General features: G+C 58.3%; 18 protein-coding genes and 2 pseudogenes. 15 read left to right on the forward strand and 5 right to left on the reverse strand.

What is annotated here, in order from left to right:
* Window positions 1–29 precede the first annotated feature (29 nt).
* Window positions 30–899 carry a biotin--[acetyl-CoA-carboxylase] ligase gene (locus tag ABRP86_RS02535; RefSeq protein ID WP_349852096.1) on the reverse strand — a complete coding sequence of 290 codons (870 nt, stop codon included), beginning with the start codon at window positions 897–899 and terminating at the stop codon, window positions 30–32.
* A gap of 43 nt (window positions 900–942) precedes the next feature.
* On the opposite strand from ABRP86_RS02535, the gene ABRP86_RS02540 reads away from it, so the two are divergent.
* From ABRP86_RS02540 to ABRP86_RS02565, 6 genes are all read left to right on the forward strand, one after another.
* The gene (locus tag ABRP86_RS02540; RefSeq protein ID WP_349852098.1) at window positions 943–1,935 is read left to right on the forward strand and encodes an ABC transporter ATP-binding protein; all 993 of its coding nucleotides are present in this window, start codon (window positions 943–945) and stop codon (window positions 1,933–1,935) included.
* Window positions 1,936–2,036: 101 nt separating this feature from the next.
* A complete protein-coding gene (locus tag ABRP86_RS02545; RefSeq protein ID WP_349852100.1) occupies window positions 2,037–3,299 on the forward strand; it encodes an ABC transporter substrate-binding protein in 1,263 nt (420 codons plus the stop codon).
* A gap of 195 nt (window positions 3,300–3,494) precedes the next feature.
* The gene (locus tag ABRP86_RS02550; protein ID WP_502879759.1) at window positions 3,495–4,502 is read left to right on the forward strand and encodes a carbohydrate ABC transporter permease; all 1,008 of its coding nucleotides are present in this window, start codon (window positions 3,495–3,497) and stop codon (window positions 4,500–4,502) included.
* Window positions 4,502–5,323, forward strand: coding sequence for a carbohydrate ABC transporter permease (locus ABRP86_RS02555; protein ID WP_023016855.1), 822 nt, complete (start codon window positions 4,502–4,504; stop codon window positions 5,321–5,323). The genes ABRP86_RS02550 and ABRP86_RS02555 overlap by 1 nt, the downstream gene beginning before the upstream one ends.
* Window positions 5,323–5,508, forward strand: coding sequence for a hypothetical protein (locus ABRP86_RS02560; protein ID WP_349862318.1), 186 nt, complete (start codon window positions 5,323–5,325; stop codon window positions 5,506–5,508). The genes ABRP86_RS02555 and ABRP86_RS02560 overlap by 1 nt, the downstream gene beginning before the upstream one ends.
* Complete coding sequence (locus tag ABRP86_RS02565; RefSeq protein ID WP_349862320.1) at window positions 5,505–7,010, forward strand: alpha-amylase family protein; 1,506 nt, start codon at window positions 5,505–5,507, stop codon at window positions 7,008–7,010. Before ABRP86_RS02560 ends, ABRP86_RS02565 begins: the two co-directional genes overlap by 4 nt.
* A 268-nt stretch (window positions 7,011–7,278) precedes the next feature.
* On the opposite strand, the gene ABRP86_RS02570 is transcribed toward ABRP86_RS02565, so the two are convergent.
* The 3 genes from ABRP86_RS02570 to ABRP86_RS02580 are packed head-to-tail and all read right to left on the reverse strand — an operon-like array spanning window position 7,279 to window position 9,724.
* The gene (locus ABRP86_RS02570) at window positions 7,279–7,857 is read right to left on the reverse strand and encodes a hypothetical protein (RefSeq protein ID WP_349852104.1); all 579 of its coding nucleotides are present in this window, start codon (window positions 7,855–7,857) and stop codon (window positions 7,279–7,281) included.
* A gap of 3 nt (window positions 7,858–7,860) precedes the next feature.
* The gene (locus ABRP86_RS02575; RefSeq protein ID WP_023025440.1) at window positions 7,861–8,433 is read right to left on the reverse strand and encodes a hypothetical protein; all 573 of its coding nucleotides are present in this window, start codon (window positions 8,431–8,433) and stop codon (window positions 7,861–7,863) included.
* A 22-nt stretch (window positions 8,434–8,455) separates the two neighbouring features.
* Window positions 8,456–9,724 (reverse strand): hypothetical protein, encoded by a 1,269-nt coding sequence (locus ABRP86_RS02580; RefSeq protein WP_349862322.1) that lies wholly within the window; start codon window positions 9,722–9,724, stop codon window positions 8,456–8,458.
* A 338-nt stretch (window positions 9,725–10,062) separates the two neighbouring features.
* Here ABRP86_RS02580 and ABRP86_RS02585 point away from each other — a divergent pair, with 338 nt between their 5' ends.
* The 7 genes and pseudogenes from ABRP86_RS02585 to ABRP86_RS11595 form a co-directional block, all read left to right on the forward strand.
* Window positions 10,063–11,523: an acyl-CoA carboxylase subunit beta gene (locus ABRP86_RS02585; RefSeq protein WP_349852110.1), complete on the forward strand. Its 1,461-nt coding sequence runs from the start codon at window positions 10,063–10,065 to the stop codon at window positions 11,521–11,523.
* A gap of 6 nt (window positions 11,524–11,529) precedes the next feature.
* Window positions 11,530–11,739, forward strand: coding sequence for an acyl-CoA carboxylase subunit epsilon (locus tag ABRP86_RS02590; RefSeq protein WP_284628984.1), 210 nt, complete (start codon window positions 11,530–11,532; stop codon window positions 11,737–11,739).
* Window positions 11,739–12,326 carry a Maf family protein gene (locus tag ABRP86_RS02595; RefSeq protein WP_349852114.1) on the forward strand — a complete coding sequence of 196 codons (588 nt, stop codon included), beginning with the start codon at window positions 11,739–11,741 and terminating at the stop codon, window positions 12,324–12,326. The genes ABRP86_RS02590 and ABRP86_RS02595 overlap by 1 nt, the downstream gene beginning before the upstream one ends.
* Before the next feature lie 30 nt (window positions 12,327–12,356).
* Window positions 12,357–12,773 carry a DUF3151 domain-containing protein gene (locus ABRP86_RS02600; protein ID WP_349852116.1) on the forward strand — a complete coding sequence of 139 codons (417 nt, stop codon included), beginning with the start codon at window positions 12,357–12,359 and terminating at the stop codon, window positions 12,771–12,773.
* 2 nt (window positions 12,774–12,775) lie between these two features.
* Window positions 12,776–13,504: an LppP/LprE family lipoprotein gene (locus ABRP86_RS02605; protein ID WP_349852118.1), complete on the forward strand. Its 729-nt coding sequence runs from the start codon at window positions 12,776–12,778 to the stop codon at window positions 13,502–13,504.
* A 283-nt stretch (window positions 13,505–13,787) separates the two neighbouring features.
* Window positions 13,788–13,909 (forward strand): annotated as a pseudogene (locus ABRP86_RS11590) (transposase-like zinc-binding domain-containing protein); the annotation flags it as partial.
* A 37-nt stretch (window positions 13,910–13,946) separates the two neighbouring features.
* Window positions 13,947–14,082: pseudogene (locus ABRP86_RS11595) on the forward strand (IS1249 family transposase); the annotation flags it as partial.
* A gap of 81 nt (window positions 14,083–14,163) precedes the next feature.
* On the opposite strand, the gene ABRP86_RS02610 reads toward ABRP86_RS11595, so the two are convergent.
* Window positions 14,164–15,075 (reverse strand): DUF4282 domain-containing protein, encoded by a 912-nt coding sequence (locus tag ABRP86_RS02610; protein ID WP_349852120.1) that lies wholly within the window; start codon window positions 15,073–15,075, stop codon window positions 14,164–14,166.
* A 275-nt stretch (window positions 15,076–15,350) separates the two neighbouring features.
* On the opposite strand from ABRP86_RS02610, the gene ABRP86_RS02615 reads away from it, so the two are divergent.
* A complete protein-coding gene (locus ABRP86_RS02615) occupies window positions 15,351–16,214 on the forward strand; it encodes a sulfurtransferase (RefSeq protein ID WP_349852122.1) in 864 nt (287 codons plus the stop codon).
* Between the two features lie 150 nt (window positions 16,215–16,364).
* Window positions 16,365–18,125: an ATP-binding protein gene (locus ABRP86_RS02620; protein ID WP_349862324.1), complete on the forward strand. Its 1,761-nt coding sequence runs from the start codon at window positions 16,365–16,367 to the stop codon at window positions 18,123–18,125.
* Window positions 18,126–18,133: the final 8 nt, after the last annotated feature.

An 18,133-nucleotide genomic window follows, 5' to 3' on the forward strand; every position in this document is an offset into this window, starting at 1 on the left:
CGGGCTACTCGGCGCCTACCGCGCGGTGTTTATCGTGCCGGGCGCAAATGCGTCACGTCGCCGGCGGAGTAGTACTCGCCCGCGACGTTGATGCGCCCGTCATCGCCAATGCCCTCGACGCGGCCGATGACATCGCCAGACGGAGTCTCCAGCCGCACCTCCTGGTCAATGGATGAGCACACCTTGCGGTAATCCTGCATAAGCTGCGGATCCTGGTTCTCCCACTGCGTAATGCGGCGGCGCAGGTTTTTCAGCACGGTAATGGCCAGCTCGGTGCGGTCGGTATCGCGGCCTTCAAGCGCCAACGAAGTGGCCTTTTCAATCGGCAGCTCCTCGCGAGTGAGCGAGACGTTAATGCCCATGCCCACCACGACGCGCGCGGAGGGCGCCTGCCCGTCGACGGCCTTATTTACCTCGGCTTTATTGACTTCAGCTTTATTCATCTCGGCCTTGTTCAACTCAGTCTTATTGAGTTCTGCCTTGTTGACCTCGGTCTTCGGTGCGGACTTGAAGGCTTGGCCCACGGGACCGGCCTCGGCAAGGATGCCGCAGAGTTTATTGCCATCGATATGCACATCATTCGGCCACTTGAGCACGGAGCCCTCGATGGAATCGGTCACGGCCAGGCCCGCAGCCAGCGGAAGCGTGCCCAAGTAATCAAGGGAATCGGGCAAGAGCAGCACGGAAAAGATCACTTGGGAGCCGGCCGGCGCCGTCCACGCCCGGCCGAGGCGGCCCTTGCCGGATAGCTGCTCATCGGCAAGCAGCACGGTGCCATCGGCGACATTGGTGGCCTGCATCAGATCGGTATTGGTGGAACCGGTCTGATCCACAAAATCGATGGTGGTGAAGTCCTCCGCCAGGGCGGTGCGAATGCGGTGCTTATCAAGTGCAGTCATAGATTCCAAGATACCGTCCGCCGGTGGTGCTAGTGTGTTGCGCATGGCAAAGGTCACTTTTGAAAAGGTAAATATCACCTACCCCGGCGCGGCGGCGCCCACCGTGAAGGAATTGGACCTAGAAATCGCGGACGGCGAGTTCCTCGTTTTGGTGGGCCCTTCTGGCTGCGGCAAGTCCACGACGCTGCGCGCGCTTGCGGGCCTCGAACCAATTTCTAGTGGCCGGATCTCCATCGATGATGCGGATGTCACGGGCCTCGAGCCGGGCGATCGCGATATCGCGATGGTCTTTCAAAATTATGCGCTTTACCCGCACCTCTCGGTGGAAGAAAATATGGGCTTTTCGCTCAAACTGGCCAAGCTCCCGAAGGCTGAAATCAAGCAAAAGGTCCAGGATGCCGCGGAAATGCTGGGCCTAAGCGAGTTCCTTAAGCGCAAGCCTAAGGATCTATCGGGCGGCCAACGCCAGCGCGTAGCCATGGGCCGCGCCATTGTGCGCAACCCTAAGGCGTTCCTCATGGATGAGCCACTATCTAACCTGGATGCGAAACTGCGCGTGCAAACCCGTACGGAGCTTGCGAGCCTGCAGCAACGGCTGGGTACCACCACGGTCTATGTCACCCATGACCAGGTCGAGGCGATGACGCTTGGGCACCGAGTAGCGGTGCTTAAAGATGGCGAATTGCAGCAGGTGGCCCCGCCGCGCGAGCTTTATGCGGAACCGGCAAACGAGTTCGTGGCCGGCTTCATTGGTTCGCCTGCAATGAATATCTTTGACCATAACGGCGAGCGTTTGGGCGTGCGCCCGGAAAACATGCACCTCAATGAGGAGGCGGAGGGCCTCCGGGGAGTGGTCGACCTCGTTGAAGAATTGGGTTCCGAATCTTTTGTCTACGCCACTGTGGACGGTGCGCGGTTCGTCGCACGTTGCGAAGGCACTCCTCCGCAGCGGGGTGATGAGGTTGTATTGACCTTTGATGAAAGCACTGCACACCGCTTCGATCCAGAGACCGGAGAGCGCATCACCACCTCTTAAATCACCCCCTTTTAGAGGTGAATAATCAAAATCTATCCTGTGTACGATGTTTGTAAATTATTTTTAAGAAACACCCAAGCTTTCTGAAAGGTGAATCCCCCATGAAGAAGTACTTCATTCGCACCACAGTCGCCACCACGGCAGTATTGGCGCTGGCCGGCTGCTCCACGTCTGACGACGGTGCAGATAACGCGGATGGCTCCGCATCCGGTTCCGGTTCCGGCGCTGACTCCCACGGCCCCATCACCTTTGCCATGGGCAAGAACGACACGGATAAGGTCACTCCCATCATCGATAAGTGGAATGAAGAAAATCCGGATGAAAAGGTCACGCTCAAGGAGCTCGCGGGCGAGGCAGATGCCCAGCGCGAGACTCTGGTGCAGTCCCTCCAGGCCGGCAATGATGACTACGATGTCATGGCCCTCGATGTGGTCTGGACCGCGGAATTCGCCGCCAACCAGTGGCTCCAGCCGCTCAATGGTGACTTTGAGACCGATACCTCGGAGCTCTTGCCAGCCACCGTGGAATCGGCTACCTACAATGACGTGCTTTATGCGCTGCCGCAAAACACCAATGGCCAGCTCCTCTTCCGCAATACTGAGCTTGCGGATGCTACCCCGGAGAAATTCGCTGACCTCGAATCCGCTTGCAAGGCACTGGAAGACGGCAAGAACTGCCTGACCACCCAGCTCAAGCAGTACGAGGGCTTGGCGCTGAATACCGCCGGCTTCATGGAGGGCTGGGGCGGCTCGGTGCTTGACGATGACGGCAATGCCGCCGTCGACTCCGAAGAAGCCAAGGCAGGCCTGCAGGCCATGGTGGATGCATATGAAGATGAAATCATCTCCAAGGACTCCACCGCCGCCACCGAGGAAGAAACCAACATGGCCTTCACCGAAGGCAAGACCGCCTTCGCCGTGAACTGGCCCTACATGTACACCAACGCCGTAGATGCCGGCATCGACGTTGAGGTCCAGGCACCGCTGGGTAAGGACGGCGTTGGCGTATCCACCTTGGGTGGCTACAACAACGGCATCAATATCAATTCCAAGAACAAGGGCACCGCCCTGGACTTCATGAACTTCATCATCAATGAGGAAAACCAGAAGTCCTTTGCTGAGCAGTCCTTCCCGCCGGTTCTTTCCTCCATCTACGATGACCCGCAGCTGCAGGAGGAATTCCCCTACCTGCCAGCGCTAAAGGAATCCCTGGAAAACGCCGCACCGCGCCCGGTATCGCCGTTCTACTCCGCCATCTCTAAGGCCATTCAGGACAACGCTTATGCCGCGCTGACCGATGGCAAGTCCGTCGAGGATGCCACCTCCGATATGAAGGCGGCCATCGACTCTGCTTCGCAGGGTTAAAAATACGCTCCCTGCCCCTCGTATCCCACGAGCAGGGAGCATGCTGAAAAACGAGAAATACATAGCGAACCGCTAGTGCACAAATGGGTGAGGAAGGCGCATACGCCATAGCCTCACCCTTTGTGGTTTTCCCACCCTAGTTGGGGATAGAATCTAGCGCACCAGAAATTATCTGAACCAGAAAGGCGAATAACCGTGGTCACCACTTCGCCGACGCAACAGACGCACCCATCATCGAAGAAACCCAAGCGCACCCCTAGCTCCAGCAAGTTTGCCAATTTCGGGCGGCCCGCCGCGCTGATCGCCCCGGCGCTCATCGTGCTGGGCATCATCATCGGCTATCCCATCGTGCGCGCGGTCATCCTGTCCTTCCAGGGAAACCGGCAGCTGAACCCCAAAACGGGCCTCTTTGAAGAAGGCGGTTTCGCCGGCCTAGACAATTACCTGTACTGGATCAATAACCGCTGTGTTTCCGGTGCGGGTGAAATCACGACGTGCCCGCCCGGTGTTATCGCCACCGACTTTTGGCCCGCCGTTAAAATCACGCTGTTTTTCACCGTGGTCACCGTCGCCTTGGAGACCATCCTCGGCATGTTCATGGCCATCATCATGAACGGCGAGTACCGCGGCCGCGGCTTGGTGCGCGCCGCCGTGCTTATCCCTTGGGCCATTCCTACCGCCGTGACGGCCAAGCTGTGGCAGTTCATGTTCGCCCCAGAGGGCATAGTCAATTCCTTGCTTGGTACGAATATCGCCTGGACCACGGACCCGTTTTATGCGCGCTTTGCCGTCATCATCGCAGACGTGTGGAAGACCGCACCGTTTATGGCGCTGCTCATCCTGGCTGGCCTGCAGATGATCCCCAAGGACGTCTACGATGCCGCCCGCGTCGATGGCGCCAATCGCATCCAAACCTTCTTCCGCATCACCCTGCCGCTGGTGCGCCCAGCCCTTATGGTGGCCGTGCTCTTCCGCACCTTGGATGCGCTGCGCATGTATGACCTTCCCGTCATCATGATTTCGAGTTCTTCCAACTCCCCAACCGCCACCATTTCACAGCTGGTGGTGGAAGATATGCGCCAAGGTAACTTCAATTCCGCCTCGGCGCTGTCCACCCTTATCTTCTTGCTCATCTTCTTCGTCGCCTTCATCCTCATCCGCTTCCTCGGCGCGGATGTCTCCGGCAGAAAGGGTGCAAAATAATGCGTAAATTCGGACACTACGCGGGCATTATCTTCATCATGTTCTGGGGCCTTGCCCCCTTTTATTGGATGGTGGTCACTGCCCTGCGCAGCCAGGAATTCACCTTCGATACCACGCCTTGGCCAACGCACATCACGCTCGATAATTTCCGCGATGCCCTCGCGACGGACAAGGGCAACGACTTCCTCGGCGCGCTGGGCAATTCGCTGTTCATCTCGCTCGCAACCACCGCGGTAGCCGTCTTAGTCGGCGTATTTACCGCCTATGCGCTCTCCCGTTATGACTTCCCCGGCAAGGGCATTGTCACCGGCATCATTTTGGCGGCCTCCATGTTCCCCGCCATCGCGCTGGTTACCCCGCTCTTCCAGCTCTTTGGCCGCTTGGAGTGGATCGGCACCTACCGCGCGATGATCATCCCGAATATTTCCTTCGCCCTGCCACTGACGGTTTATACCCTGCTCAGCTTCTTCCGGCAGCTGCCGTGGGAGCTCGAGGAGGCCGCCCGCGTGGATGGCGCTTCACGTGCCCAGGCCTTCCGGCTCATCCTTTTGCCGCTGGCCGCCCCGGCGCTCTTTACCACCGCGATCATCGCCTTTATCACCACGTGGAATGAATTCATGTTGGCCAAGCAGCTATCCACGACGGGCACCGAGCCGGTCACGGTGGCCATCGCTCGTTTCTCTGGCCCCTCGGCCTTCGAGTACCCTTATGCCGCAACCATGGCGGCTGGTGCATTGGTGACCATTCCGCTTATCATCATGGTGCTCATTTTCCAGCACCGCATCGTCGCCGGGCTTACCGCAGGAGGTGTCAAGGCCTAATGCGCCGGTCCCTGCTGTGGGATTCGATCCTCGGATTCCTCGGCTTCTTCGCGTGCCTTGCGGTCATCCAAGCCGTAGTGAACTTATTTGAAGACTCCCCCGCCGTATGGCCCGGCCTGGTGGCCGGTGTGCTGTGCGCACTGACGTACCTTGCGTGGCGGGCAAAAAGAAAGGATCTGCAATGAGCTGGTACCACAATGCCGTCTTTTATCAAGCCCTCGTGGGCTCGTTTAAGGACTCTGGCAATAACGAGGCCGAGAATAAGGGCATCGGTACGCTGCGCGGGGTCATCGACAAGCTGGATTACCTCCAGTGGCTGGGCGTGGACTGCCTCTGGCTCTCGCCGTTTTATGCCTCACCGCTGCGCGATGACGGCTACGATATCGCCGATTATTACTCCATCCACCCCGATTACGGCACGATGGCAGATTTCGAGGAACTGGTGGAGGAATTGCACCGCCGCGATATGCGCATCATGACGGACTTGGCGCTCAACCACACCAGCTCCGATCACCCGTGGTTCCAGGCCTCGCGCTCCGATCCGGATGGCCCGTTTGGGGATTTCTACGTCTGGGGCGATGATCCCGAGCGCTACCCCGAAATCCGCGTCATCTTCACGGACGTTGAGACCTCTAACTGGACCTGGGATGAGGAGCGCCAGCAATACTATTTCCACCGCTTCTACTCACACCAGCCGGATCTCAATTACGATAACCCGGACGTGCAGGATGAGGTCTTTAATATCTTGTCCTTCTGGATGGACAAAGGCCTTGATGGCCTGCGCCTCGATGCCATTGCGTACCTCTTCGAGCGCGATGAGCTCGGCGGCGAATCCCTGCCGGAGACGGTGGAGTTCGTGGAAAAGATTCGCGCCTTTATGGATACCCACTATCCCGAGGCCGTCCTCATTGCGGAGGCCAACCAGCCGCCCAAGGAGACCATGGAGTTCTACGGCTCCGGCAACCGCTTCCACATGGTCTTTAACTTCCCGGTCATGCCCCGGCTGTACCAGGCGCTCGCGCTTGGCGATGCCACCCCCGTCTACGACATCCTCAACCAACTACCGCCGCTGCCCGAGGGGTGCCAGTGGGGTACCTTCCTGCGCAACCACGACGAGTTGACCTTGGAAATGGTCGACGAGGACGTCCGCGAGCTGATGTATCAGACCTACCTGCCAGAAGAAGGGATGCGGGCGCATGTGGGCATCGCTAGGCGGCTCATGCCGCTCATGGGCGGGGACCGCCGGAAGGTGGAGCTGATGTTTTCGCTACTGATGACCCTGCCGGGCGCGCCATTTATTTATTACGGCGATGAAATTGGCATGCTCGATGACACCTCTTTGCCGGACCGCTATGCCGTTCGCACCCCTATGCAGTGGGACGATAGCGAAACCGCGGGCTTTAGCGCCCGCACCCCGGCGCGGCTGCCCATCGTCGGCGGCACGTCCGTGGAATCTCAGCTCAACGATGCCACTTCCCTGCTGCACAGCGTGCGCACCATGATCACGGAGCGCCACGCGCACCCCGAGCTGGGCACGGCACCCTGCGAGCCGGTGGAAACCGGTAAGGAAAACGTGCTCGGTTACCAGCGCGGCGACCTGTTGTGCCTGCACAACTTCAGCGACCGCTCCGTTGACCTAGGCCCGGTCGAGCTCGGGCCTTACGGGTATGCGTGGTTGCCGGCTTAAAGCGGCCGCCTTCGGCCCTGCATAGCCACTGCACAGCCAGCCATGCCGGTGGATGGGCCCGGCTTTGCCATTTGTGCATCCTCCACTGCGATAACTGAGCAAACCCGGCCCTCAGATATCGCAAATCTTCCTCAAATGTTGCAGAGGACCCTGCACTTTGGAGGATGCACTTCAGAGGATGCACTTCTAATAAGGCACCGTAGCTGCCAAAAAGAGCCCAGCTCCACACCCCATTCACAGGGCGCGGCTGGGCTCATTTTCTAATGAATTAGCTCCAGTCCGGAGCGTCTTCTAGGCGCAGCTCGGAATAGCGAGCCTCAGGGACAGTGGCAGAATATGGTTTTCCTACCGTTTCCCATACTTGATCTCGGTTACAGTGCACATCCTGGCCATCGGTATCCAGCATGGTAAAGCCCCACACCAACTTGCCTTGGGAATTTGCAGGCAAGGTGTATGGCCCAACTACCTGGTTAATCTTCCAGTGTTGTTCGCTTACATAGTTGAATCCGTAGGTCTTAGTCAGGATCTTGGCCAAATCTCCCTCTCCTTGCACGGAGCCGGAAACCTCAACGGTTTCCGTCCGCGCTTTGGATACGGTGTGTTTGACCGGCACCGGCTCAGCATTGTGGTTTGCCACGCTGGCGGCATCGGTTTGCTTGAACCAGCGGCGCTTCGCGGTGACGTAGGTGGAATTCTCCCCCGGCGTTGCGCAATGCGTGCCGGGCTTATAGTCATCGTTCCAGCGCTGGGGCAGTTCAAAGTCTCCGCCGAAGTCAGAGGCATGGGCCACTGGAACGGCCACCAAGCTCAGCGCTGCGATCGCACTAGCGATGGACTTCACCTTCAAGGTTTAACCCCAATCGTTGTTATCGCGGGTGGAGACCGCGACGTGGCGTTCCTTGGGCAGAGTTGCGGTAAATTTACCGCCATTGGCCTGCCAGGTGTGGTCGGAACCGCACACGGTCTTTTGTCCTTCGAAGTCAGAGACAACCCAGCCAGCCTTCAGCACGGCAGTCTTACCCGGAGCGATATCGTATGGGCCGACCTGCTCGCCTACCTCGTAGGTCTGGCTGGAGGTGTAGCTGGAGGAGAAGGTGAAGTGAATCAGATCCAACAGCTTGAAGTCCACACCAGCAGAAACGTCCCAAGACTTGGTCTTGGTTTCCTTGATGGAACGGGTCACTGGAAGCGGCTCATCGTTGTAGTTGGAAACGGTCCAGGTGCCGGCGGAACCGTCGAAATAGGTGCGCTTAATATCAACGGTCTGGCCGGTATCGCCAGGATTGGCGCAGCGCTCACCAATCGTGGTGGGGTTTGCAGGACCCAGGTCGCGCTGCGGCAATGCGTTGGCGGCTGGGGCAGCGAATACGCCGGTGGCAACGGCCAAAGCCGCGGTGGTGGACGCAATCTTGGAAATGCGCATGAGATGTACTCCTAGCAGGTAGTTAGTAGATGGTTTGGGTGGGTACGGGCAGATCGCGGTATTCGTCAGGGGTGACGTCTACGGTGCGGGTACTGCCGTCTTTGGAAGTGATTTTGGCTTCGGCCCAGAAACCGCTCGGGGCGGTGGTCTGTTTATAGTCCGAGGTGAGGTCGTACTTGCCGGATTTTCCGCAGTGCACCTCGCGATAGTTGATACGGGTCATGGTGGTGCCGTACTCCACGCGAACGCGCTCTCCGGGTGCAAGGTTGACGTGTTTGAGTTCAGTACCGACCGGCATGTAGGCACGTTTGATGGCGCCGACGGACTCGAGCCAGCCCTGCGGGATATCGCCCCTATTGCCTCGCCAATTGGTATAGGGATCGTGCTGGGCACCGACTACGAAGTCCGTTACCGGTGCGAATTCATAGTCACCCTGAGACCAGTTGAGGAAGTCGGTAGAATAACCGGGCTTGCGGAAGGTTGGTTTTACCGCCGTGATATCCAGCGGGTACCAGGAGTTATCGTTGGCCTCGCACTTTTCGCCTTCCTTGGGCCACGCAGGATCGCGTTGGGGTTCGGCGGCTGGTTGCATGATCTCGTCTTTGTCAGGATCAGCAATCTTTTCCAAGCTGGGTCCGGAAACCGCGGTGTAGTTACCTTCGATTGGCTTAGAGTTAGTGCTGCCGGAACGAGACGGAATTTCCATTGCCAAGTCCGATACGGATCCATCGGCTTTGATGATATAGGCAAAGGCATAGCGCTCTGCTGGGGCTTTACCGCGGACGACGTTGGCGCCGGGAATGTTTTCGAGGCGGTCATCATTGCAGCCGACGAACATGGAAATAAAGTCCTTTTCCACCACGCCGTATTCCACGCGGAAGGATTCACCCGGCTTGAGTTTGACGGGCCCGAAGGTTTCTTTATCTCGCCAGCCATTGGCCATTTTTAGGCCAATATCGGATTTGGCGGTGGTGTCCCAACCAGAGGGCAACTTGGCCTTGGAGTTGGCATCAATTTCGTGGTTGGTGCCGGTTTCTACCTCGGCGGTGTACGGCACTTCTTGGTCGGTGGTGTTTTTGAATTGCAAGGTTCCGTCGCTCATGTAGCGACGGCCTGTTTCAGCAAACCGCCATTCGCGTTCGGTGTTATCTCCGGCGGCGCTGCAGCTTTTATAGAGGTTGGTAATGGGATATGCCTGTGGCATCGGGGGAATATCGCGCGCATGTGCCGCGGGCGCGAGAAGTGTCGCGATGGCAAGCGGCGCGACAAGTCGCAGTCCCTTTGAAATCACCAGAAGACCGTCCTTGTGGTTGTTTAAGGATACGAGAAAAAATTCATGAAGACACAGCTGATATTAAGTTCTTCGTTATAGCTCCTCAACAGTTACGGCTATCTTTCCTTTTGACATTTATCGTCGATACGGTGGGAAAACGTCCCTTACCGGTAAAGAAAGCCGCACATCACATTTCACCCTCACCCCTATAAAGGGGAGCTAATATTTCCTAATACCTGGCAGATACTCCGGTTGCGCTAATGCCTCACCGATAGCGCGCCGCCACCGACTCTGTGACGATGCCCAAAGTGAGCAATTTCCGCATCTTTGGCCTTCCACTAGTAAACTCAGCGCCTATGACTGACCTGAAGACCACCGCTGGCAAGATTGAGGACCTGGACAACAAGCTCGCCGAGTCCCGCGTGCCGTTGGGGGAAGGCGAGCCAGCCGCCCGCACTCGCGTGAATCAGCTGCTCGATGAGGGTTCCTTTGTAGAAACCGATGCACTGGCCCGCCACCGCTCCACCGACTTTGGCCGCGAGCACGATCGCCCGTACACCGATGGCATCGTCACCGGTTACGGCACCATCGACGGGCGCCGCGTGTGCATTTTCAGCCAGGATGCCACCGTCTTTGACGGCACGATGGGTGAGGTTTATGCGGAAAAGCTCACCAAGGTCTATGACCTTGCGCTGAAAACCGGCGTGCCCATCGTCGGCATCTATGATTCCACCGGCCCGCGCGCGCAAGAGGGCGTCGTCACGCTTGCTGGCTACGCCCGCATCCTCGCCCGCGCGACGGAGGCCTCCGGTCTTATCCCGCAGATCTCCGTGGTGGCCGGGGATACCAGCGGCATTGCGGCATTTGCGCCCACGCTTGCCGATGTCCTCATTGTCACCCACGGCACCAGCCTGCACCAAGCAGGCAGCGATGTCGCCGAAGCGGAACCGGAAACCTTTGGTGGTGCCGCAGTCCACGCGAAGTCGGGCACCGCGCAGCTCAGCGCCCCGAGCGAGCAAGCAGCCCTCGACTTGGTCCGCGACGTACTGGCTTACCTGCCGGCCAATAACCGCGCCGAGGCAACGCGCATCGATACGCGCGAGGTCGCCGAGTTTGATCTGGATTCCGTCATCCCGGATTCGGCAGCGGATGCCTATGACATGCGTGAGGTGGTCAACGCGGTCGTCGATAAGGGCTCCTTCTTTGAGCTTTCGGCCGAGGCCGCGCCCAATATCATCACGGGCTTTGCCTTCGTAGATGGCCGCGCCGTGGGTATCGTCGCCAACCAGCCGCTAGCGCTGGACGGCGCGCTGGATTCGGCCGCGGCGGAAAAGGCGGCACGCTTTGTGCGTCTGTGCGATGCCTTTAATACCCCAATCATTGAGTTCGTGGACTCGCCTGGTTTCGTTGCCACCCCGGCGGAAGAAAAGGCCGGTCTCCTGCGCCGGGCGGCGGGGTTTGCGTATGCGCAGGCGGAGGCGAGCGTCGGCAAGCTTACGGTGGTCACCCGCAAGGCCATTGGCCCGGCCTACGCGTTTATGGGGTCCAAGGACCTGGGCGCGGATTTGGTCTATGCCTGGCCGACCGCGGAAATCGCCGTCGCCGAAGCGGCCCAGACCGCGCTGGCCATCTACGGCGATGAGGATAAGCAGGAAGAAATGGACGAGCTTTTCTTGCACCCCTACGCCGCCGCTGAGCGCGGCCTGGCCGATAATGTCATCGAGCCTTCCGCTACCCGCCACTACCTGGTTGAAGGCCTGCGCCTGCTAGAGCGCAAGGTTGTGGCCCAGGTACCCAAGAAGCACGGAACTGTTTAGGAAAAGATGTCTGAACCCGAAATCAAAGTCCTGAAGGGAAACCCCACCGAAGAAGAGCGCGCCGCGCTCTCGACGGTGCTCAAGCAGATGCAAAAGGACCACTCCGGTGCCTTTGGGGATCGCAACCACTGGGGCAGGCCCGGCGAGCGCTTCGACCACTACGGCGCGCAGCGCGTCTTTAATCCCTCTGCCTTCCACACCGTGCGGTATTACTAATGCGCCTCATTTTGGCCTCGCAGTCCCCCTCGCGCGCCGCCATCCTGCGCGCGGCCGGGGTGGAACCGGTGCTCGAGCCCGCCGATATTGACGAGCGCTCCCTAGAAGCCCAGTTGGCAGGGCACTCGCCTGCCGATACCGTGGCAAAGCTTGCCACCGCCAAGGCCGAAAAGGTCGCCTCCCAGTACCCCGACGAGCCGGTTATTGGCGGCGATTCCATGCTGCTATTGGATGGCCAACTGCAGGGCAAGCCGCACACTGTCGAAGCCACCATCGGGCGTTGGCACCAACAGGCTGGGCGCACCGCGCAGCTGCTTACCGGCCATTGCCTGATTTTTGGCACGCAACGCCACGTGGAAACCTCTACCACGACCATCCGGTTCGCAGAGGCTTCTGCCACCGATATCGAGGCCTACGCTCGCAGCGGCGAGCCCTTGGAGTGCGCGGGCGCGTTTACCTTGGAGGCCATGGGCGGCTGGTTTATCGATAGCATCGACGGCGATCCCTCTTCTGTTATCGGGCTGTCCCTGCCGGTGGTGCGCCGCGCGCTTTACTCTTTTGGGCTTAACGTTTCTGATTTCTGGTAGGCCCGCACGAGCATCGCTAGAGTGTGTCTTATGGAAATGAAAGACATGCTTGCTCCAGAACCTATTAAGTTACCCGCCGATCCCGGCACCAAGGACGCGGCCGCACCTGCGGCCGGCATCGTAGACCACCCGGATTCCCCGTTGCTGTGGGCCATGCTCGCGGAGCAGGAGCTCGACAAGCTAGAGGGCGCGGATCCCAACGAATACATCACCGCTTATGCCTACGCCCGCACCGGCTACCACCGCAGCTTAGACCGCCTGCGCGGCAATGGCTGGAAGGGATGGGGCCCGGTCCCCTTCTCCCACGAGCCCAACCAGGGTGTCCTGCGCGCCATTGCAGCCCTTGGACGTGCCGCCAAGGCCATCGGCGAGGACGATGAATACGACCGCATTCGCCAGATGCTTTCCGATGCCGACCCCGATAGCGTCTCTCAGCTGCTCGATTAAGTATGTTTGCTAGAAATATATCCCGCTGCTTAAGTTCCAAGGCCGCAATAACGCTCCTCGCTGCGGCGCTGCCGCTTAGCTTGGCGGCGTGCGGCTCGGATGACCAGGAATCTAATTCAGCTTCGTCCCAATCCGAATTTTCTACCCACAGCCCAGAAGCCTCGGGGCAGACCCACACGGTAACCGAAACGCCCACTAAAGAAGCCCCGGAACAACCCAACGATAATAAGGGCAAGGATTCTTCCACCGATTCCGAATGCGCGGATCTACCAAACGATCCACGCGACGCTTATGCATCTGGCACCGCGCCCGGGCGCATGCCCTCTGATAGAGGTGATGACTTCAACTTTTGGATCGCGGATATCGACAACTCCTACGATCCCTGTGCGCCCATCAGTTGGATTACTTTCAACGGTGAGGTGGGGGACAAAAATGGCCCCAACAATAACGCAGCATCGGTCGGCCATGCACTGGCCCTATACGTCCATGGAGAGCCCGTGAATGAAGTCACCATGTTTGACTCGGTTGATAAGGTCAGCCGCGTCTCAGACGATGCAGTCGACTTCACGTGGGGAGAGCGCTCAATTACTACGTCCGCGGGGATCACCGCGCATCACACAGTGCGCCTCCAGGTTGATGGTGACTCGGTGGAACCAGTCTCTGGCGATATTGACCTTTTCAATAAGGCTTTGAATGAGCACATGACGTTCATGCTCGGTTCTTATGGCTAGGCCATAGGAGTTGCCGTCTTCCATTCGTCTTCGCACACCACATAAAAATGACCCCGCGGATTGCCGCGGGGTCATTATCTATAGGAGTTTCAGGCACAATTCATAGTGCCCAGTCTTTATCCGGCCTAAACGACAGGATGTGTTGGTGAAGTTATATGTTTAGCCCGTCTGGCCTGCTGGTATTAGGATTATTTCACTTATCCGGAGACATAACGCAGCCTCGGACCTGAAATACCGCCGGGGGCGTGCTGATGTGCTAAGCGCTGAGGTTCACGATGAATGGATGAGTAAGAATCATCCTCGATGCCCCGTCTGTAGCGAGGTGTGCACCAAAATACGGGACTACAAGCACCTATGCACCAGCGATGGCGATGGAACGCCTGTAAAGCCACTGTCACTCGCGCTAGAGGCCGACCCAGGAAAGTGGGCGAATCAGGGCGCAGACCCACGAGCCAAAGCACACACCCTAGCCAACCAAGAAACACAAGCCACCATCGGCCGTGAATACGGCCGACCAGCAACTTTCGACAGTTGCCTACAACCACTCTATGGGAATACGCAAAGGCCACATGCCCTAAACCACGCAGTCCACCAACACAAAATGTCGTTTACCCCGACACGCCAGAAAACAACACATTTTGTCGTTTAACCCCTTTATCCTAAGACTCCTTGTCCAATAGGTCTCCGGTGTTTTGCGCTGTGCGCACGTTTGCCACTAACGCTTCCAAGGCGAGCCTTGTGATCACCATCCCAGCATAAAAAACCACAGTAGCTAGCAGGACGAGGACGATGAATCCGATAAAGCTGAGGAGAACGTATCCAAACTCGCCCTCCGAAATTCCATCTATACCGACGATGGTCCCTAGAATAAATGCCACTAGAACGTGGAGAGCCCACCAAACTCCGCCCAGCACCATAGCGTCGACATAGATCGCCTTCACATGGGTCAGAGTCATGAAATCTTTAAATTCAAATTCCCAAAGCCCACCTAAGAGGCCTTTTTTATTCCCCAGGCCCTTCATAGCTGCACCGAATCCACGCTTGTTCTGTCCAGCTGCTCGCCCATAGCTTTGAGGGGCCTCAGTGCCCTGAGGGGGTTGACCAAAATTTGGGTGAGAACCTGCCTCCGGGTTGTACCCGCCTGCAGCCGATGCCTCCTGTGATTGTTGTCCCGTGCCCCACCCGGCGTCTGGCCCAGCATCATTAGCAGGCCGGCGGTTGTTTTCTGCCGAGTTTGCGGACGAGGGCTCCGAATCAGTAGCAGATTTATGGTCCTGCGATGCGGATTCTGCATCTGCTGCGGACGATTGGGAAGCCTGGGGGCTGGACTTATCCGAACCAGCATCTACAGGCTGATCGCCGCCTGGAGTTGAAGCTGCATTCTCAGCAGACGTACTAGGTTCTTTGGCCTCCTGCGCACGAGGCTCCTGTCCACCATTTTTCTGCGCCTGATCGTTCTGTGGTTTAGGAACGGCGGACTCAGGAGTTTCAGTGTTCTGACGGGGTTGTTCCGAAAAATCACGGGGTGTAAAGCTTTGAGGGGCGTCAGAGTTGCGGTCGTTTTCAGCCATTATCTGGTCCTTTTAGTTGTAGTCAGGGTAGGTAGGAAAGTGTCCCACGACACTAATTCGCGGGGCCACTAAGCAGGTTACAGCGTCAACCCAAAATTTATCCATCTCTGACGCGGCTCACCCCTTCGCAACGTCGCGGCCCCTACCGAGTCAATTCATTCCACGCACGTTATGTATGGAAAACCACTTTCACTATTCCAATGTGATAAATCGAGAAAATTCGAGTTAAAGTAGTGGGAGCGAAAAAATAGGTTTATTAGAAAGGTAGGCGGGCAGTGGCAGACGTAGACCCCTATCCCCCATTCCAGCAATATGCGCACCCAGAGCGGCTTGTTTCCGCTCCGTGGCTGTCCGCGCGCCTAGGCATTAAAGGGTTACGCGTTATCGAGGTCGATGAAGACTCTCTTTTGTACGATATCGGGCACATTCCCACGGCGACGCGGATCAATTTCCGCACCGAGCTAATAAGCTCGCTCACGCGCGACTTTATCAACGGTGAGGAATTTACCCGCTTGATGCGGGAAAAGGGCATCCACGAAGACGATACCGTTGTCCTGTACGGCGATAAGTCCAATTGGTGGGCGGCCTACGCACTATGGGTATTTACCCTCTTTGGCCACAAAGACGTCCGCCTCCTCGATGGCGGACGCGATGCGTGGATGTCAGAAGAGCGCGATACCTCCTTCATGGTCCCAGAATTCCTCGAATCCAACTATCCAGAGGTAACCCGGGACGACTCCCTCCTGCGTGCCTTTGTCGCAGACGTACGCGAGGCAACCGGTTCCCTAGTTGATACCCGCCCGCCGGAAGAATTCGCAGGTGAAGCGACGGAGTTCGACCCGAATGGAAACTCGCCTTATGGCACCACCATGTGCCACGGGCACATTCCGGGTGCGATCAACTTGGAATGGGATCGCGCAACCTACCCCAACTCCTGTTTCCGCAACGTTGATGACCTGAAGGTCAACTACGGCATGCTGGAGCCTGATACCCACACCATTTTGTATTCCCACCTAGGAGCGCAGGCCGCGTTCACTTGGTTCGTGCTCACTTACCTTTTGGGCTTTAAAAAGGCACAGGTCTACGATGGGTCATGGTCTGAGTGGGGCAACATGGTCAATATGCCGATTGAAAAGTAGATTTTCGTTCGGCCAATAATTACCCACATCGCAGCGATGTGGGTTTATTTTTGTTTAAACGTAACAATCATTGCCAAACGGACGACTTTATACTTTGGTGTGCAACAATAGATCCCGTAGTAAACGAAGTGTATTCAGGAGGTTACTGCCGTGGCAGTAGAAACCAAGAAGATCTCCAAGGTTCTCGTAGCGAACCGAGGTGAGATCGCCGTACGCGTTATTCGTGCTGCTCGCGATGCCGGGATCTCCTCCGTCGCCGTTTATGCCGAGCCGGACGCGCAGGCACCCTTCGTCACGCTGGCCGATGAAGCTTTTGCCCTTGGTGGTTCTACCTCTGCTGATTCTTATCTTGTCTTTGACAAGATTCTGGACGCTGCCGCAAAGTCCGGCGCGGATGCCATCCACCCCGGCTACGGTTTCTTGTCCGAAAATGCAGATTTTGCTCAGGCCGTTATCGATGCCGGCCTGACCTGGATTGGCCCGCCTCCCCAATCCATCCGCGCTTTGGGCGATAAGGTCACCGCCCGCCACATCGCCGAGCGTGCCGAAGCCCCCATGGCCCCTGGTACCAAGGATCCGGTGGCCAACGCGGATGAGGTCAAGGCCTTCGCGGATGAGCACGGCTTGCCTGTGGCCATCAAGGCGGCGTTTGGTGGCGGCGGCCGCGGCATGAAGGTGGCGCACACCGCCGAAGAGATTCCGGAGCTTTTTGAATCCGCGACCCGCGAGGCCACCACCGCCTTTGGCCGCGGCGAATGCTTTGTCGAGCGCTACCTCGATAAGGCCCGCCACGTTGAGGCCCAGGTCTTGGCGGATAAGCACGGCAATGTGGTGGTCGTCGGCACGCGCGATTGCTCCCTGCAGCGCCGCTTCCAAAAGCTCGTAGAGGAAGCTCCGGCGCCTTTCCTGAGCGACGAACAGCGCACCTCCATCCACGAGTCCGCCAAACGCATTTGCCGCGAAGCTGACTACTGCGGTGCCGGCACCGTCGAGTATTTGGTCGGCGCCGATGGCCTGATTTCCTTCCTCGAGGTCAATACCCGCCTGCAGGTAGAGCACCCCGTTTCGGAGGAAACCACCGGGCTGGACCTCGTGCGCGAGCAGTTCCGGATTGCCCAGGGCGAAAAGCTTTCGCTCGGCGAGGACCCGGCACCGCGCGGGCATGCCTTTGAGTTCCGCATCAACGGCGAAGATGCTGCGGCCGGCTTCATGCCCGCCCCGGGGACCATCGTCAAGTACTCCGAGCCTGCTGGGCCGGGCGTGCGCGTGGATTCGGGCGTCGTCGAGGGCTCCGTCATCGGCGGGCAATTCGATTCCATGCTGGCCAAGCTGATTGTTTGGGGTCCGGACCGCGAAACCGCCCTGCGTCGCTCCGCCCGAGCCCTGGCTGAATACCAGGTCGAAGGCCTGCCCACCGTGCTGCCCTTTGACAGGGCCATCGTTGCCGATCCCGCCTTTACCGCGGAAAACGGTTCCTTCGATGTCTACACCAAGTGGATCGAGGAGGCCTGGGATAACCAGCTGCCGCCGCATGAAGATTCCACCGATGCGGAAGCCGGCTCGCCGGAGGCCTCCCAGGTCCACACCGTGGAAATCGACGGCCGCCGCATCGAGGTGGCATTGCCCGCCACCTTTGGCATTACCGGCGCACGCAAGCGGAAAAAGCGCAAGGGTGCCGGCGCCAAGGCTGCGGTGTCCGGCGATGCCGTCACCGCACCGATGCAGGGCACGGTCATCAAGGTCAATGTGGAAGAGGGCCAAGAGGTAGAAGAAGGCGATATCGTCATGGTCCTTGAGGCCATGAAGATGGAAAATCCGGTCAAGGCCCACAAATCCGGCATCGTGACCGGCCTGGCGGTCGAGGCTGGCGCGTCCACCACCAAGGGCGCGCAGCTGCTGGAAATTAAGTAACCGTGCCA

Origin of the sequence: Corynebacterium sp. KPL3927, assembly GCF_040225835.1 — a bacterium.
In the GTDB taxonomy this organism is placed as follows: domain Bacteria; phylum Actinomycetota; class Actinomycetes; order Mycobacteriales; family Mycobacteriaceae; genus Corynebacterium.

Excerpts from the sequence above, each read along its gene's own strand:
- ABRP86_RS02575 (WP_023025440.1), bottom strand. The coding sequence starts at position 8,433 with ATGCGCATTTCCAAGATTGCGTCCACCACCGCGGCTTTGGCCGTTGCC.
- ABRP86_RS02610 (WP_349852120.1), bottom strand. The coding sequence starts at position 15,075 with ATGGCTGAAAACGACCGCAACTCTGACGCCCCTCAAAGCTTTACACCC.
- ABRP86_RS02590 (WP_284628984.1), top strand. The coding sequence starts at position 11,530 with ATGTCTGAACCCGAAATCAAAGTCCTGAAGGGAAACCCCACCGAAGAA.
- ABRP86_RS02545 (WP_349852100.1), top strand. The coding sequence starts at position 2,037 with ATGAAGAAGTACTTCATTCGCACCACAGTCGCCACCACGGCAGTATTG.
- ABRP86_RS02565 (WP_349862320.1), top strand. The coding sequence starts at position 5,505 with ATGAGCTGGTACCACAATGCCGTCTTTTATCAAGCCCTCGTGGGCTCG.
- ABRP86_RS02560 (WP_349862318.1), top strand. The coding sequence starts at position 5,323 with ATGCGCCGGTCCCTGCTGTGGGATTCGATCCTCGGATTCCTCGGCTTC.
- ABRP86_RS02595 (WP_349852114.1), top strand. The coding sequence starts at position 11,739 with ATGCGCCTCATTTTGGCCTCGCAGTCCCCCTCGCGCGCCGCCATCCTG.
- ABRP86_RS02600 (WP_349852116.1), top strand. The coding sequence starts at position 12,357 with ATGGAAATGAAAGACATGCTTGCTCCAGAACCTATTAAGTTACCCGCC.
- ABRP86_RS02605 (WP_349852118.1), top strand. The coding sequence starts at position 12,776 with ATGTTTGCTAGAAATATATCCCGCTGCTTAAGTTCCAAGGCCGCAATA.
- ABRP86_RS02535 (WP_349852096.1), bottom strand. The coding sequence starts at position 899 with ATGACTGCACTTGATAAGCACCGCATTCGCACCGCCCTGGCGGAGGAC.
- ABRP86_RS02555 (WP_023016855.1), top strand. The coding sequence starts at position 4,502 with ATGCGTAAATTCGGACACTACGCGGGCATTATCTTCATCATGTTCTGG.
- ABRP86_RS02585 (WP_349852110.1), top strand. The coding sequence starts at position 10,063 with ATGACTGACCTGAAGACCACCGCTGGCAAGATTGAGGACCTGGACAAC.
- ABRP86_RS02540 (WP_349852098.1), top strand. The coding sequence starts at position 943 with ATGGCAAAGGTCACTTTTGAAAAGGTAAATATCACCTACCCCGGCGCG.